The organism is Nocardia tengchongensis, assembly GCF_054781395.1.
On the sequence record NZ_BAAGUM010000003.1, the window covers coordinates 280,649 to 293,246 of the forward strand.

General features: G+C 68.5%; 17 protein-coding genes. 5 read left to right on the top strand and 12 right to left on the bottom strand.

Annotated elements, in window-relative coordinates; all coding sequences use genetic code 11:
• Positions 1 to 16: 16 nt before the first annotated feature.
• The 4 genes from ACYVKL_RS04155 to ACYVKL_RS04170 form a co-directional block, all read right to left on the bottom strand.
• On the bottom strand, positions 17 to 1,036 hold the full coding sequence (locus ACYVKL_RS04155; protein WP_379171463.1) for an ABC transporter substrate-binding protein: 1,020 nt from the start codon (positions 1,034 to 1,036) through the stop codon (positions 17 to 19).
• Between the two features lie 5 nt (positions 1,037 to 1,041).
• Positions 1,042 to 1,770, bottom strand: a complete 729-nt coding sequence (locus tag ACYVKL_RS04160) for an ABC transporter ATP-binding protein (protein ID WP_379170990.1) — start codon at positions 1,768 to 1,770, stop codon at positions 1,042 to 1,044.
• A 104-nt stretch (positions 1,771 to 1,874) separates the two neighbouring features.
• Complete coding sequence (locus ACYVKL_RS04165; RefSeq protein ID WP_213560514.1) at positions 1,875 to 2,906, bottom strand: FecCD family ABC transporter permease; 1,032 nt, start codon at positions 2,904 to 2,906, stop codon at positions 1,875 to 1,877.
• Positions 2,907 to 3,152: 246 nt separating this feature from the next.
• Positions 3,153 to 3,737: a TetR/AcrR family transcriptional regulator C-terminal domain-containing protein gene (locus tag ACYVKL_RS04170; protein WP_213560515.1), complete on the bottom strand. Its 585-nt coding sequence runs from the start codon at positions 3,735 to 3,737 to the stop codon at positions 3,153 to 3,155.
• A gap of 109 nt (positions 3,738 to 3,846) precedes the next feature.
• On the opposite strand from ACYVKL_RS04170, the gene bioB reads away from it, so the two are divergent.
• The 3 genes from bioB to ACYVKL_RS04185 all read left to right on the top strand — a co-directional run bounded on the left by bioB (position 3,847) and on the right by ACYVKL_RS04185 (position 5,950).
• Positions 3,847 to 4,884, top strand: coding sequence for a biotin synthase BioB (gene bioB, locus ACYVKL_RS04175; RefSeq protein ID WP_379170987.1), 1,038 nt, complete (start codon positions 3,847 to 3,849; stop codon positions 4,882 to 4,884).
• 140 nt (positions 4,885 to 5,024) lie between these two features.
• Complete coding sequence (gene bsaP, locus ACYVKL_RS04180; RefSeq protein ID WP_213561023.1) at positions 5,025 to 5,240, top strand: biotin synthase auxiliary protein BsaP; 216 nt, start codon at positions 5,025 to 5,027, stop codon at positions 5,238 to 5,240.
• Positions 5,240 to 5,950: a DUF2567 domain-containing protein gene (locus tag ACYVKL_RS04185; RefSeq protein WP_379170985.1), complete on the top strand. Its 711-nt coding sequence runs from the start codon at positions 5,240 to 5,242 to the stop codon at positions 5,948 to 5,950. Before bsaP ends, ACYVKL_RS04185 begins: the two co-directional genes overlap by 1 nt.
• 327 nt (positions 5,951 to 6,277) lie before the next feature.
• Here the strand turns inward: ACYVKL_RS04185 and ACYVKL_RS04190 are convergent, their stop codons facing one another.
• From ACYVKL_RS04190 to ACYVKL_RS04205, 4 genes are all read right to left on the bottom strand, one after another.
• Positions 6,278 to 6,691 carry a hypothetical protein gene (locus tag ACYVKL_RS04190; protein ID WP_379170984.1) on the bottom strand — a complete coding sequence of 138 codons (414 nt, stop codon included), beginning with the start codon at positions 6,689 to 6,691 and terminating at the stop codon, positions 6,278 to 6,280.
• Between the two features lie 2 nt (positions 6,692 to 6,693).
• A complete protein-coding gene (locus ACYVKL_RS04195; protein WP_379170982.1) occupies positions 6,694 to 7,155 on the bottom strand; it encodes a hypothetical protein in 462 nt (153 codons plus the stop codon).
• 71 nt (positions 7,156 to 7,226) lie between these two features.
• On the bottom strand, positions 7,227 to 7,541 hold the full coding sequence (locus ACYVKL_RS04200) for a hypothetical protein (RefSeq protein WP_379170980.1): 315 nt from the start codon (positions 7,539 to 7,541) through the stop codon (positions 7,227 to 7,229).
• A gap of 102 nt (positions 7,542 to 7,643) precedes the next feature.
• A complete protein-coding gene (locus tag ACYVKL_RS04205; RefSeq protein ID WP_379170978.1) occupies positions 7,644 to 8,138 on the bottom strand; it encodes a hypothetical protein in 495 nt (164 codons plus the stop codon).
• A 113-nt stretch (positions 8,139 to 8,251) separates the two neighbouring features.
• Between ACYVKL_RS04205 and ACYVKL_RS04210 the strand changes: the two genes are divergently transcribed.
• Entirely contained in the window at positions 8,252 to 8,773 is a 522-nt protein-coding gene (locus tag ACYVKL_RS04210; protein ID WP_379170976.1) for a hypothetical protein, read from the top strand.
• A 5-nt stretch (positions 8,774 to 8,778) separates the two neighbouring features.
• Here the strand turns inward: ACYVKL_RS04210 and ACYVKL_RS04215 are convergent, their stop codons facing one another.
• Entirely contained in the window at positions 8,779 to 9,144 is a 366-nt protein-coding gene (locus ACYVKL_RS04215; RefSeq protein ID WP_379170973.1) for an iron chaperone, read from the bottom strand.
• A 126-nt stretch (positions 9,145 to 9,270) separates the two neighbouring features.
• Between ACYVKL_RS04215 and ACYVKL_RS04220 the strand changes: the two genes are divergently transcribed.
• Positions 9,271 to 10,689 carry a DUF1254 domain-containing protein gene (locus ACYVKL_RS04220; protein ID WP_379170971.1) on the top strand — a complete coding sequence of 473 codons (1,419 nt, stop codon included), beginning with the start codon at positions 9,271 to 9,273 and terminating at the stop codon, positions 10,687 to 10,689.
• An 11-nt stretch (positions 10,690 to 10,700) separates the two neighbouring features.
• Here ACYVKL_RS04220 and ACYVKL_RS04225 read toward each other — a convergent pair whose 3' ends face one another.
• From ACYVKL_RS04225 to ACYVKL_RS04235, 3 genes are all read right to left on the bottom strand, one after another.
• A complete protein-coding gene (locus ACYVKL_RS04225; RefSeq protein WP_379170968.1) occupies positions 10,701 to 11,189 on the bottom strand; it encodes a nucleotidyltransferase domain-containing protein in 489 nt (162 codons plus the stop codon).
• A 19-nt stretch (positions 11,190 to 11,208) separates the two neighbouring features.
• The gene (locus ACYVKL_RS04230) at positions 11,209 to 11,703 is read right to left on the bottom strand and encodes a hypothetical protein (protein WP_379170966.1); all 495 of its coding nucleotides are present in this window, start codon (positions 11,701 to 11,703) and stop codon (positions 11,209 to 11,211) included.
• Positions 11,704 to 11,797: 94 nt separating this feature from the next.
• Entirely contained in the window at positions 11,798 to 12,556 is a 759-nt protein-coding gene (locus tag ACYVKL_RS04235; RefSeq protein ID WP_379170963.1) for an NUDIX hydrolase, read from the bottom strand.
• Positions 12,557 to 12,598: the final 42 nt, after the last annotated feature.

The window sequence follows — 12,598 nt, forward strand, 5'->3', positions numbered from 1 at the left end:
GGCCGATCCGTGCTTGTCAGCGCACGGCGTCGTCCGCGGCGGGCCGAATCGTGGAGGCGGGCACCAGGTTCCAGTGTTCCAGCTGGGCCCGCACCTGCTCGGCGGCGTCGATGTCGAGCGGCCCGCTGGTCCACAGCGCGTACGGCAGGTTCAGGAACCGGCCCTCGGTGACCGCCCGCAGGTTCTGGATGCCGGGCTTGCCGCGCAGCATTTCCACCTTCTGCTGGAAGGTCTGCGGCGGATAGTCGACGAACACGATGGCGTCGGGGTCGGCGGCCGCCAGCCGCTCCCACGACACCGCGGTCCAGGTGTCGGCCACGTCCGAGAGGGCGTTGCGGGCGCCCGCCGCCTCCAGGATCGCTTGCGGCGCACCGTATTGCCCGCTGGAGAACACGGTGTCGGAGGCGCTGTCGAACAGGAACACCGTCGGTCGTCGCTCCGGTTGTGGCGCGGCCAGCAGGGCGGACAGTCGCCGATCCAGATCGCCGGTGACCTGTGCGGCTCGATCGGCGCGGCCGGTGATCGCGCCCAGTGCGGTCAGATCCGTCCGCAGCGCGGTCCAGGCGTCCACCACGCCCCGTTCACCGCCCGGCCGGCGGCAACTCTCGGTCAGCACGTACGGCGCGACTCCGGCGGCCCGCAGCGAGTCCGGTGTCAGATTCGCCGACTCCGAATACCCGTAGTTCCAGCCCGCCACCATCACGTCGGGGCGCTGGGCCAGCACCGTCTCGCGCGAGGGGTAATCCGGCGCAACCGAATTCAACCGATCCACCCCGTCCCCGTAATGCTTGCGCAGCGTGTCCGCGTCCCGCTTCAGGCTCGACACCGCCACCGTCTGGTCCTGCGCCCCCAGCGCCAGCACCATCGAGATCAGATTCCCGTCATTGACGAACATCCGCTGCGCGGGCGCCGGAAACTTCTGCTCCACACCGCAATTGCGGACGGTCAGATTCCCGGTGGCCGCCTGCGGCGAGCCGCACGCCGCGAGCACACCGGCGACCGCCAGCACCGCCAGTGCCGGACGGGCCTTCAGGATCTTGTTCACGAGTTCGCCTTTCGTCCGGTGATCACGAGGTGGGTGCCGCCCGAGTCCGGATCGGGCACCCGGCGCGCCAGCACGCCGAACACCTCGTCGAGTACTTCGGGACGCAACGCCGCGCCCGGCGGTTCCAGCGGGCGCGCCCGGCCCGCGTCGAGCACCAGCACCCGGTCGCAGAACCGGTCCGCGAGGGTGAGGTCGTGCAGGCTCATGACCACGGTCCGCGCCAATTCCCGGGTCAGCGTGAGCAATTCGAGCTGATGGGTGATGTCGAGGTGGTTGGTCGGTTCGTCCAGCAGCAGCACGGGCGTGTTCTGTGCCAGCGCCCGTGCCAGCAGCACCCGCTGTCGTTCCCCGCCGGACAGCCGTCCCACCGTCCGCCCGGCGAACCCGGCCAGATCCACCTGCCGCAGCGCGTGTTCCACCGCGGCGCGCTCCTCCGGCCCGCCCGCGCCCCACGGTGGCAGGTACGGCGTACGCCCGAGCGCCACCAGTTCACCCACCAGCACGTCGGCCGGCGGCACCTCGTCCTGCCCGACCAGGCTGACCAGCCGCGCCCGCTCCCGAGCCGAAACCCGGTGCACCCGGCGATCATCCACCCGGACCTCGCCCGCGGCGGGTGCGATCAACCCGGCCAGTGTGCGCAACAGTGTCGTCTTGCCCGCCCCGTTGGGTCCGACGATCCCGACCGTCTCTCCGGGCCGCACCGTGAACTCGACGTTCGCGACCACCGTCCGCCGCCCCGCCGCGCACTCCAGTCCCGTGACTGTGACCGCCCCCGTGTTCGGGGCCGGCTCGATGGTTCGCGTGTCCCCGTCGCCGGCGTGGTCGCGCCTCACGCGGCACCGAACCGGTAGGTGCGGCGGCCCATCAGCAGCAGGAAGGCGGGGGCGCCGATCAGGCCGGTGAGGACGCCGACGGGGATTTCGGTGGGGCGGACCAGGACTCGGGTGGCGGCGTCGGCGATCACCAGGAAGGTCGCGCCGCACAGGGCGCTCGCGGGGAGCAGGACGCGATGGCGGGGGCCCACCAGCAGGCGGGCGGCGTGAGGCACCACCAGGCCGACGAAGCCGATGCCGCCGGATACCGCGACCAGGACGCCGACCAGCACCGCCAGCAGGACGAACAGCGCGATCCGCAACTCGCGCACCGGGACTCCGATGGAGGCTGCCGTGTCCGGCCCCAGGTTGAGCGCGTCGAGCCAGTTGGCGGCGAGCAGCAGGGCGGTCAGGCAGGCCGCGACCACGCAGGCGGGCAGCAGGATTCGGGTCCAGTCCGCGCCGGAGAGGCTGCCCAGCAGCCAGAACAGGACCGATTGGGCGGCGGAGGGGTCGCTGCTGCGGAAGATCAGGTAGCTGCTGAAGGCGGCGAACGCCGAGCCCAGGACGGTGCCGGTGAGGACGAGACGCAGGGGAGTGAGGCCGCCTTGGGCGAGTGCGATCAGGAAGACGGCGGCCGCGGCCGCGAACGCCCCGGCGAGCGCGCCCGCCGACAGCGCCCACAGTCCGGCCCCGGCGAACACGCCCGACGTGATGACCGCCGCCGCGCCGACGCCCGCGCCGGAGGAGACGCCCAGCAGGTAGGGATCGGCGAGGGGATTGCGGACCAGGGTCTGCATCGCGGCGCCCGCCACCGCCAGGCCCGCGCCGACGATCGCCGCGAGAATGGTTCGCGGGACCCGCAATTGCCACACGATGGTGTCGAGCCCGAGGTCGGTGTGCGCGGTTCCGGCGATCCGGTGCCGCAGTACCTCGACGACGTCGTGCAGCGGAATCGTCTCCGCGCCGCAGCCGGTCGCGACGATCATGGCCGCGATCAGCAGTGCGCCCATGACGGGCAGGGCGAGCGAGGTCCGCGCGCGGCTCATCGCGGTGGCTCCTCGGGCATGACGCGGCCTCTCCAGAGTGTTGCGTGGCGGGGGAGGTCTGACTCGCGTCGGGCGCGGGGCCCGCTGCTCACAGTGGCGCGACCGTTCCGGATTTCCACCGGATTCCCGCACCCGCCGACAGGGTCGCCGGGGACTCTACCGTCCGGAAATTTCCGAATATGTTCCGGCCGGTCGGTACCTCGCCGCGGGCGTCCGATGCGCCGGTGCGGCCCGCGTTCTCGCCCGTCAGCGAATTCGCGACCCCAGCAGGTGCCGCACGCCGCTCACGAACAGCTGCAACCCGAAGTCGAATCGCGCAGTGGCGTCGGGCATGTCGTAGAACGGCGAGTTCTCCTCGGTGAGCGCGCCCGCGGAATCCATCTGGATGCGCGACTGCTCGTCCACCGTCTGCCCGAGCACGTAGTACAGCAGCGTGTAGGCGGCCAGGTCGGCTTCCTCCCGCGTCATGCCCGCGCGAATCGCGGCGCTGGCCAGGCGTTCCCGGCCCTTGCTGGTGGTCAGGCGCGACGCGTAGGTGGCCGAGACCAGTTCCGCGCCGTCGCGGTAGGCCAGCAGGCTCTCGCGCAGCCGGTGCGCCAATTCGGTCATCTGCTTGGACCATTCGTCGGCCCGGACCGGTTCGTCCATGGGCGCGAGGATGCGGTCGGCGACCGCGCCGAGCAGGGCCTGCTTGTTGGGGAAGTGCCAGTACAGCGCCCCGGGCTGGACGTGCAGCGAGGTGGCCAGCCGGCGCATGGTGAGATCCGCCAGTCCGTACTGATCGAGGATGGCGATGGCCCCGTCGACCACGTCCGTGCGATGGAGTTGCACTGAAAACCCGACCCTCTCGTGTTCCGGCTCACGTTCCGGGCTGCTAGCCTACCCTGAACACCGTTCAAGTTGCTCGGCCACGCGGCCGGACGAAGGGATTCGCACGGACATGACCCAGGCAGCCGTCACCACCGAAGCCGGTACGACAGCAGGCGATGACATTCTCGCCATCGCTCGCGAGCAGGTGCTCGAGGGCGGCGTCGGCCTGACCCAGGAGCAGACCCTCGAGGTGCTGCGCCTCGGCGACGACCGGCTCGAGGAGCTGCTCGCCCTGGCGCACGACGTCCGCATGAAGTGGTGCGGTCCCGAGGTCGAGGTCGAGGGCATCATCTCGCTCAAGACCGGCGGTTGCCCCGAGGACTGCCACTTCTGTTCGCAGTCCGGCCTTTTCCAGTCCCCGGTGCGCGCGGCGTGGCTCGACATCCCCTCCCTCGTCGAGGCCGCCAAGCAGACCGCCAAGACCGGCGCCACCGAGTTCTGCATCGTGGCCGCGGTGCGCGGTCCGGACGAGCGCCTGATGGCGCAGGTCGCCGCCGGCGTGGAGGCCATCCGCAACGAGGTCGACATCCAGGTCGCCTGCTCGCTGGGCATGCTGAACCAGGAGCAGGTCGACCAGCTGGCCGCCATGGGCGTGCACCGCTACAACCACAACCTGGAGACCGCGCGCTCGCACTTCCCGAACGTGGTCACCACCCACACCTACGACGAGCGCTGGGAGACCCTGCGCATGGTGCGCGAGGCCGGCATGGAGGTCTGCTGCGGCGGCATCCTCGGCATGGGCGAATCCCTGGAGCAGCGTGCGGAATTCGCCGCGGACCTGGCCTCGCTCGAGCCCGACGAGGTGCCGCTGAACTTCCTCAACCCGCGCCCGGGCACCCCGTTCGGCGACCTCGAGGTGCTGCCGGCCGCCGACGCGCTGCGCGCCGTCGCCGCCTTCCGCCTCGCCATGCCGCGCACCATCCTGCGTTTCGCCGGCGGCCGCGAGATCACCCTCGGCGACCTGGGCGCCAAGCAGGGCATCCTGGGCGGCATCAACGCCGTCATCGTCGGCAACTACCTGACCACCCTGGGTCGCCCGGCCGAGTCGGACATCGATCTGCTGGGCGAGCTGAAGATGCCGATCAAGGCGCTCAACGAAACCCTCTGAGCGAAAACCACTGAGATAAAAAGGGGGTTCGGGGCATAGGCCCCGAACCCGTCTCGTACGGTAGGGGTGCGGGGGCCGACTTCCCCCTGGACCTGATCTACCCGCCGAGTTCGATACGCGAAGGATCCATCGAGGTGGTCGTGGACATCGAGGAGCGCTACAACCCTTTCACGGGCAAGCGAGTAGTCCCGGGGCTGGACGATCCGGTTCCCCCCGCGGCGGCCCTGGGCTTGGAGCCGCCCCGTTTCTGTGAGCAATGCGGTCGCCGCATGATCGTGCAGGTCAGCCCCGACGGCTGGTGGGCCAAGTGCTCCCGCCACGGTGTCCTCGACTCCACGAGCCTGGAACACCGCTAGTGGCAGCCACACTCACCGCCGAGCCGGGCGGACTACGCGTCGAAGTAGTGATGCGGGAAGTACGCGCGGCGGCGGTGGTGTGCCTCGCGCTCGCCGCGGTGAGCGCCCTGGCCGGGGTGGCCTGGGCGTATCTGGCGCCGGCGGAACAACTTCTGGTGGTGGAGCCGGACCGCGGCACCGCGCTGACCGGTGAGAGCGTCCACCGTTTCGACGCGCTCGCCATCTTCGTACTGATCGGCATCGTGCTGGGCGTGCTCGGCACGGTCGCGGCCTGGCGCTGGCGGCGGGTCCGGGGCCCGGTCCTGCTGACCGGCATCCTGCTCGGTTCCGCGGTCGGCGCGTTCCTCACCAAGGTGGTCGGTGAGGCGGTGGCCGAACAGCGTCACGTCCGCCCGAGCCACCCGCCGATTCACACCATCGTGGAATTCGCTCCCTCCGTGGAGGGTTGGGCCGCGCTCATCGCCCAGCCGCTCGCCGCCGCCGTCGTGATCCTGCTGCTCGCCGCGCTGAGCACCGCCGACGATCTCGGCACCGGCGAATACCTACCCTTCGGCGGCCCGCGTCCCGAGTCGGCCGTCATCGCCCCGCCCCACTACGGCTCCGCCATCCTCTACGGCCCGTATCCCGGCAATTCCGCTGCGCCCCAGCCCCTCGCGCCCCGCGGCCCGGTCGTCCCCTTCGAAGCCCCCGAACCCGACGCCGGCCGCTGACTGAAGCTGTCGCGTCCGGTGACCCCATCCCTGCAATATTCGCTGGATCTCGGGTGTCGAACCCCCTACCGTGTTCGCGTCCAACGGATTCGCATCACCTCGGGGGGACCCATGAAGACCGCACCACCCGGCAAGCCGGCGCCGGACGATGGTTCCGCGTCCGCCGAACGCCCGGATCTCACCGCCTGGCGTCAGCGCCACGAGCTCCGCAGATCCAATGCGGCCCAGCCTATTCCGAGCGCTCGTCGCTACCGGCGCACGACCAAACATCGCGGCCGTTCCCGAGACGACTAGCCGAGCGGCAGCGCGGCGGGCCTCGGTCGGGGATCAGCTGCTCCCGGCGTAGGGCCCGATGTAGCGCTTCACGAAGGCCTGCGGTGAGTTGTAATCGACGATCGTGACGGTGAGCGTGTCGTTCCGGGTGCCCTGCTTGGTGGTCACGGTGTACCGGCCCGCCTTCTGCGGGATCCACTCGACCGGGTAGGGGCAGTGGCAATTGGGATTGATGGGGGAGGTGCCGAGGACGGTGCCGTCGACGCTGAAGGTGACCGGGGTGGTGTAGTCCGGCAGGGCGAAGGTGGAGAGCAGACAGGTCTCCGTGGTCACCTGGCATCCCAGATTATCGGGGCTGCCGCTGTCCAGGCTGATGCTGCTGTCCGAAGCGGCGCCGGCGGTGCCGATCGACAGTGGGAGTACCGCGGTCAGCGATGCGGCCGCGATCGCGGCCCGGCGCATGGTCATCGTCATTGGTGTCCGATCGGAGGGCAGCCGCCGCTGCCGGTCTTGCAGGCGATGTGATTGCGCTCGAGGAACGCGTCCAGCCCGTTGTTGTCCATGATCTGGATGGCGATCGAGTCCGACTCGGCGCCCTGTTGTGCGGTGATCGTGTTCACGCCCACCTTCTGCGGGATCCAGGTGGCCGTGAGCTTCCCCGCGGGCGCGGCATAGGGGTCCGGCGCGGGCCGGCCGGTCATGATCACGGTCCCGTTCACGCTGATGGTTACCGGGGCGGAGGAGTCGAGCACGTAGGCGGTGAGCGTGCACTGCAGCGTGGTCGCCTTGCACGAGAGTTCGTCGGGGCCACCGGATGTCCAGACTCTGACCGCTCCCGTCGAGGCGGTTGCCATCCCGCTCGAGGCTTGCAGGGTCGCCGCGACCAGCGCGGCGCCCACCGCGGCGTAGTGGCCTGTTCTCTTGATCTTCATTGCCGAGAGTATTTGTGAATTGCCTTTGCTTCACATGACTTTCGGTGACCCCAGTTCCGGGGGCCCGCGGGTCAGCTGCCGCTGCCGGTATCGATACCCAGGTAGCGCTGCACGATGCCCTGCAGGCCGTTGTAGTCGCCGATGGTGACGGTTTTCGTGGCTGTCTGGGAGCCCTGGGTGGCGGTCAGGGTGTAGCGGCCGCCTTTCGGTGGGATCCATGCGGTTTCGGGGGTGCACCAGCAGCCCGTCCCGGGGGTGGGCGTGCCGATGACGGTGCCGTCGACGCTGATGGTGACCGGCGTGGTGAGGTCGGTCAGGTATACGACCGAGATCCAGCAGGTTTCGGTGGACAGTTCACAGCTGTAGCGGCCCGGGTCCGTGTACATCAGGTCGATCTGGATGTTCTGGGCGGCCGCGGTTCCGGCCGACAGCGGGATGGCCGCGGTCAGCAGGGCGGCTCCGAACGCGGCACGTGCGTGCGATCGTTTTCAATGGACGCCCCCTGTGCCGTTCATGCAACCGGCGGACATGGAGGAGCTGCCCGTCTTGCAGACTTGCGCCTGCAGGAACGCTTCGGTTCGTTGGGCGAAGGCTTCGGGTGAGTTGTTGTCCATGATCTGGAGGGTGGCCGAATCCGAGTTGCCGCCCTGCTGGACGGTGACCGTGTTGGTTCCCACGGTCTGCGGGACCCACATGGTCGAGAACTGCCCGGAAGCGGCGGTGCCCGAGCTCGGCACCGGCACGCCGGAGGCGATGGTCTTGCCATTGACGGTGATGGTGACCGGGGTGGACATGTCGGACGTGTATGCGGTCACCGCACACTTCTGGGTTGTCGCCTTACAGGAGAGCAGGTCGGGACCGGGGCCGATCCAGATCGAGACGGGACCCGTTGCGGCCGTGGCCGTTCCGGTCGAGAGCCCGGCCGCGGCGGCCGCGATCGCGACCCCCATCGCGGCGTAGCGACTGGTCTTCATGGTGTTCATGCCGGAGAGTATTTTTGAATCGCCCCTATTTCACAAGAACTTTCGGGGCCCCCGCTTTTCGGGGGTTGGGGTGTAATCTCCGCTGCAGTCCCGTGGAGAAGTCAGGGGGAATCGTGCAGGTGCAGACAGCTCATCCGATCGTGGATGCCGTGCTCGATCGGTACCGGGGTGAACTCGGCGAATCTCTGGATCCGTATCGGAATCATGTGCTGCGCGGGCTGAACTATCAGCGACTGCTGCTGCGGGATCCGGTGCCCGATGCGGCGGCCTTGGCCTGGGCTGTCCATGATCTGGGTGTCTGGACCGCCGGGACCTGGGACTATTTGGCCCCTTCCGCTGATCTGGTCACCACCCATGCCGCCGAATTCGGTATCGACGATGTCGAGGGAACTCGTCGTCTGGTCCTCGATCACCACCGGTTGCGGCGCATCGACGACCGCCTCGGCGAGACCTTCCGGATCGCGGACCGCATCGATGCCAGCCGGGGCTTGCTGCGGAGTCCGCTGGGGCGCGCCGACGTCGAATCCGTTGTGGCGCAACTGCCCTACGTCGGCTTTCACGCCTACCTCGCCCGCCGGGCCGCGTCGTATGCGCTGACCCATCCGCTGCGTCCGTTGCCGATGATTCGCTGGTAGCTCGGTCAGCAGATCGTGCCGCGCTGTGCGGCTGTCGCCTCCAGGATCGCGCGGAGCAGGGCGAGATCGACGGTCCCGGCTCTGCGGAATCGAAGGCAGCCCTTGCCCATATCGTGGCCCGCCAATTGCTCGCTGAAGGTCTCGCGCAGGTCGCTGCGCATCAGATAGAACGAGATGTACTGCTTCTGGCTGGCGAAGGCGATTTCCGCGGCCCCGTCGCGTTCGTAGACGGGCATCCCGTACTGCATGTCCTCCCGGAAATCGGCGAGGATCTCCCGGCACAGGTCCCGAATCTCGGTCATCACCGGCCGCCGGTCGTCGGGCAGTTCGCTCAGGTACTCATCGACAGTGCTCGCTGCGCTCCGTGGCATGCGCCCAGGGTATGCGGATAGGTAGCCGTCTTGCGTAAGGCGATTTATTCACGCTAACCTCCATTTTGCGGTAGCAAAATTTCGGCAAATGCAGGTCGATCGATCCGGGACCCTGAGGAGGGGCTTGTGAGTTCGAGATCTCGTAACGGCAAAGTCATTGCTGCACTGGTGGTCACGGCGATGGTCGCGGTGGGGGTGACGGCCTGCTCGAAGAATTCCACATCCGAATCCGGCGTCACCGAGGATGCGGCGGTCAAAGCTTATGTTTACAGCTATTCGCTGGCGTCGATGGAGGTGACTCGCCGGCAGTCGACGAACCTGCCGGCCCCGAACGGTCGCGGGCAGGCGCCGACGAATCAATTCGCCAATATGGCGTTCCTGCCCGACGCGTCGTTCACCGCCGTCGTGCGCCCGAATGTGGACACCCTCTATTCGTCGATGCTCTTCGACGTGTCCCGGGAGCCGCTGGTGATCACGGTCCCCGACATGGGCGATCGCTACCACCTGTTCCCGATCCTGGACATGTGGACCAACGTGCAGGCCGCACCGGGCACCCGCACCCTCGGCCCGAATCACGGCTACCAGTTCGCCATCACCGGCCCGAATTGGCACGGCACTTTGCCCGACGGCGTGCACCAGTACAAGATGCCGACCGACGGCGGGTGGATCATCGGCCGCATCCAGGTCAACGGTCCCGAGGACATCCCCGCGGTGACCGCGATCCAGCAGCAGCTCACCGCGGTCCCGCTGAGCGCCTACGGCACGCCGTACACGCCGCCGGAGAACACCGACCTGCACCCGGACTGGCCGAAAGGTCAGGAGGTCGGCGCCTACCTGCACAACCTGACACCCCAGCAGTACTGGGATCTGTACTACTCCAGCCTGTCGCACAATCAGACGCTGCCCGACGACAAGGACCTGCTCGCCCAGCTGTCGAAGGCGGGGTGGACGCCGGACAAGAAGCTCGACCTGTCGCAGCTGTCCGACTCCGACCGCAAGACCTGGGAAGACGCCTGGCCCAAGGCGATCGCCAAGATCGAAGGCGATCTGGACGTCAAGCCGGTCAATGGCTGGAGCGCCGCCCGCACCGGAATGGGCAGCTACGGAACGGATTACGGCCGCCGAGCCCAGATCGCCTACTTCGGACTCGGCGCGAACCTGCCCGAGGACGCGATCTACCCGAAAACGAATGTCGACGCCGACGGCACCCAGTTGAACTCGGGCCGCAATCACGTCCTGCATTTCAGCGCCGACCAGATTCCGCCGGTGCACGCCTTCTGGTCCGTCACGATGTACAACGACAAGGGCTTCTTCATCGCCAACCCGATCAACCGCTTCGCGGTGCGTGGGGAGCGTCTGCAGAAGAACCCCGATGGCTCGGTCGATATCTATATCCAGAGCCAGAATCCGGGTCCCGAGCGCGAGGCCAATTGGCTCCCGGCTCCCGACTCCGCCGATTTCAACCTGCTGTTGCGCCTGTACTGGCCCGACAACAAGGTCATCGACGGCACCTGGAATCCGCCGGCGGTGAAAGCGGCGCCCTGACCGTCCGCCGGCTACCGGTGTGAATCCGGCAGCGCGAAACCGAATTCGGCCGCGAGGGCCCGCGCATCGGCGCGGTCCTTCGCGGCCGGCGGGTACGCGGTCTTGAAGCTGAACATCCAGGCGGCGGCGATGCAGGAGACCTGCTCGCCGCCGATGCTGCCGGTGCCGGTCAGTGATTCGGCGGGATAGGCGATGCCGTAGCTGACCCGGCCGTCGGCGTCGTGGTCGAACACGTGAATGTCGACCGAGCTGTCCGGATCCTTGGCCATCACGTAATTCCACGCCGAGTCGTTCGGTCCGGGCGTGGCGAGATAGCCCATCCCCGTGAGGATTTCACGCACCCGATCGTCCTGTCCGCGGCGCACCGCGATGTCGAGGTCGCCGTGCGGGCGGGTCTGCTCGCCCAGCAGCGCGTCCACGCACCAGCCGCCGTCGATCCAGATGGTGATCCCGGCGCGGGCGCAGGCGCGGTGGACGGCCAGGACGTCGTCGGCGTGCATGAGCCGAGCGTACGGGGGATCAGTTGTAGTCGGTGACGAAGCCGAAGTTGAAGTGGTGCCCCTTGGACGTGCACGAGATCACGCCGCGGAAGCCGCTGCCGTTGCAGGTCGCGCCGCCGTAGGAGATGGTGGCGTCGGGCCCGTAGGGGGAGTTCGAGCCGGGGGTGGGGCCGCCGCCGGTGAGCGCGGGGCTGCCGGAGCGGCCGTGTACGCCGATGGGTCCCAGCGCGGGGTGGGCGGGCAGGAAGGCGGCGTCGATGGACAGATTCGTGACCGCCATTCCGTACCAGCGCAGGTCGTAACCGGTCGCGTCGCAGCCGACGTCACCGTTGGGCTTGATGGCGCAGCTGGCCATGTTGCCGTAGCTGAAGTACACGGTGTCGCCCACCAGATAGGCGCTCGGATCGGCGACCACGGCCTCGGCGTTCGCCACCGCCGATCCGGAGATCGATACGGCGGCCGCGGTCAGGGCCGCTCCCGCGAGGGCGGTTCCGATGCGCAGTGATGCGGGCATGGCTCTCCTTCGATAGCAATCTTGGTCGTCTCATTTCACTATCGGGCGCAACGTATTTCGCGTTAGCCGCGCCGTCGCCACCAGAACTGGGGGCTCAGCTCGGTGGGCGCAGCGCGGCGAACTCGTCGGTGACCCGGATCTCGGTGTCCGTGAAGCGGTACAGGGCGGCGGGGCGGCCGCCTGCGCGGCCGGGGGAGGTGGTGTCGCCGGTGGGGGTGATCACCTTGCGGCGGGTCAGGACTCGCTGCAGGTTGGTGGTGTCCACGTCGTATCCGAGGGCGGCGCAATAGATTTCACGCAGCGTGGACATGGTGAAGGTGGCGGGCGCCAGGGCGAAGGCGATATTGGTGTAGGAGAGCTTGGCGGCCAGGCGATTTCGGGCGTGGCGAACGACGGTGCCGTGGTCGAAGGACATGGTCGGCAGGTCGGAGACCGGATGCCAGCGGGTATCCGGCGGCAGCACCGGTTCGGCGGTGAGGGGCACCAGGCCCAGGTAGGCCGAGGCGATGCGGCGGTCGCCGGGGACGCGGTCGGGATCGCTGAAGACCCACACCTGTTCGAGGTGGGTCAGCTCGCGCACATCGACCTTCTCGGCGAGCTGGCGGGCGGCCGACGCGTCGAGGTCCTCGCCGTCGCGCAGGCGGCCGCCGGGCAGCGACCAGGTGCCCTTGGCAGGGTCCAGGGCGCGCTCCCACAGCAGTACCGCGAGTTCGGTGCGCTGCCCCGGCGGGCACCGGTCCGAAACCGCACTGTTCCGATCCGTAGCGCTCTCACCTGCACGGACGGTGTCAGGGAAGCGACGAACCTGGAACACGGCGGTGAGGGTTTCGTGGATAGTGCTACGATGGGCCACGTTTTCGATCCTAAGTCGAAAACCGTGTGGATGCGAATCGGC

Coding starts and splice junctions, on each gene's coding strand:
- ACYVKL_RS04165 (WP_213560514.1), bottom strand. CDS start 2,906: ATGAGCCGCGCGCGGACCTCGCTCGCCCTGCCCGTCATGGGCGCACTG.
- bioB (WP_379170987.1), top strand. CDS start 3,847: ATGACCCAGGCAGCCGTCACCACCGAAGCCGGTACGACAGCAGGCGAT.
- ACYVKL_RS04190 (WP_379170984.1), bottom strand. CDS start 6,691: ATGACCATGCGCCGGGCCGCGATCGCGGCCGCATCGCTGACCGCGGTA.
- ACYVKL_RS04195 (WP_379170982.1), bottom strand. CDS start 7,155: ATGAAGATCAAGAGAACAGGCCACTACGCCGCGGTGGGCGCCGCGCTG.
- ACYVKL_RS04200 (WP_379170980.1), bottom strand. CDS start 7,541: ATGTACACGGACCCGGGCCGCTACAGCTGTGAACTGTCCACCGAAACC.
- ACYVKL_RS04205 (WP_379170978.1), bottom strand. CDS start 8,138: ATGAACACCATGAAGACCAGTCGCTACGCCGCGATGGGGGTCGCGATC.
- ACYVKL_RS04215 (WP_379170973.1), bottom strand. CDS start 9,144: ATGCCACGGAGCGCAGCGAGCACTGTCGATGAGTACCTGAGCGAACTG.
- ACYVKL_RS04225 (WP_379170968.1), bottom strand. CDS start 11,189: ATGCACGCCGACGACGTCCTGGCCGTCCACCGCGCCTGCGCCCGCGCC.
- ACYVKL_RS04230 (WP_379170966.1), bottom strand. CDS start 11,703: ATGCCCGCATCACTGCGCATCGGAACCGCCCTCGCGGGAGCGGCCCTG.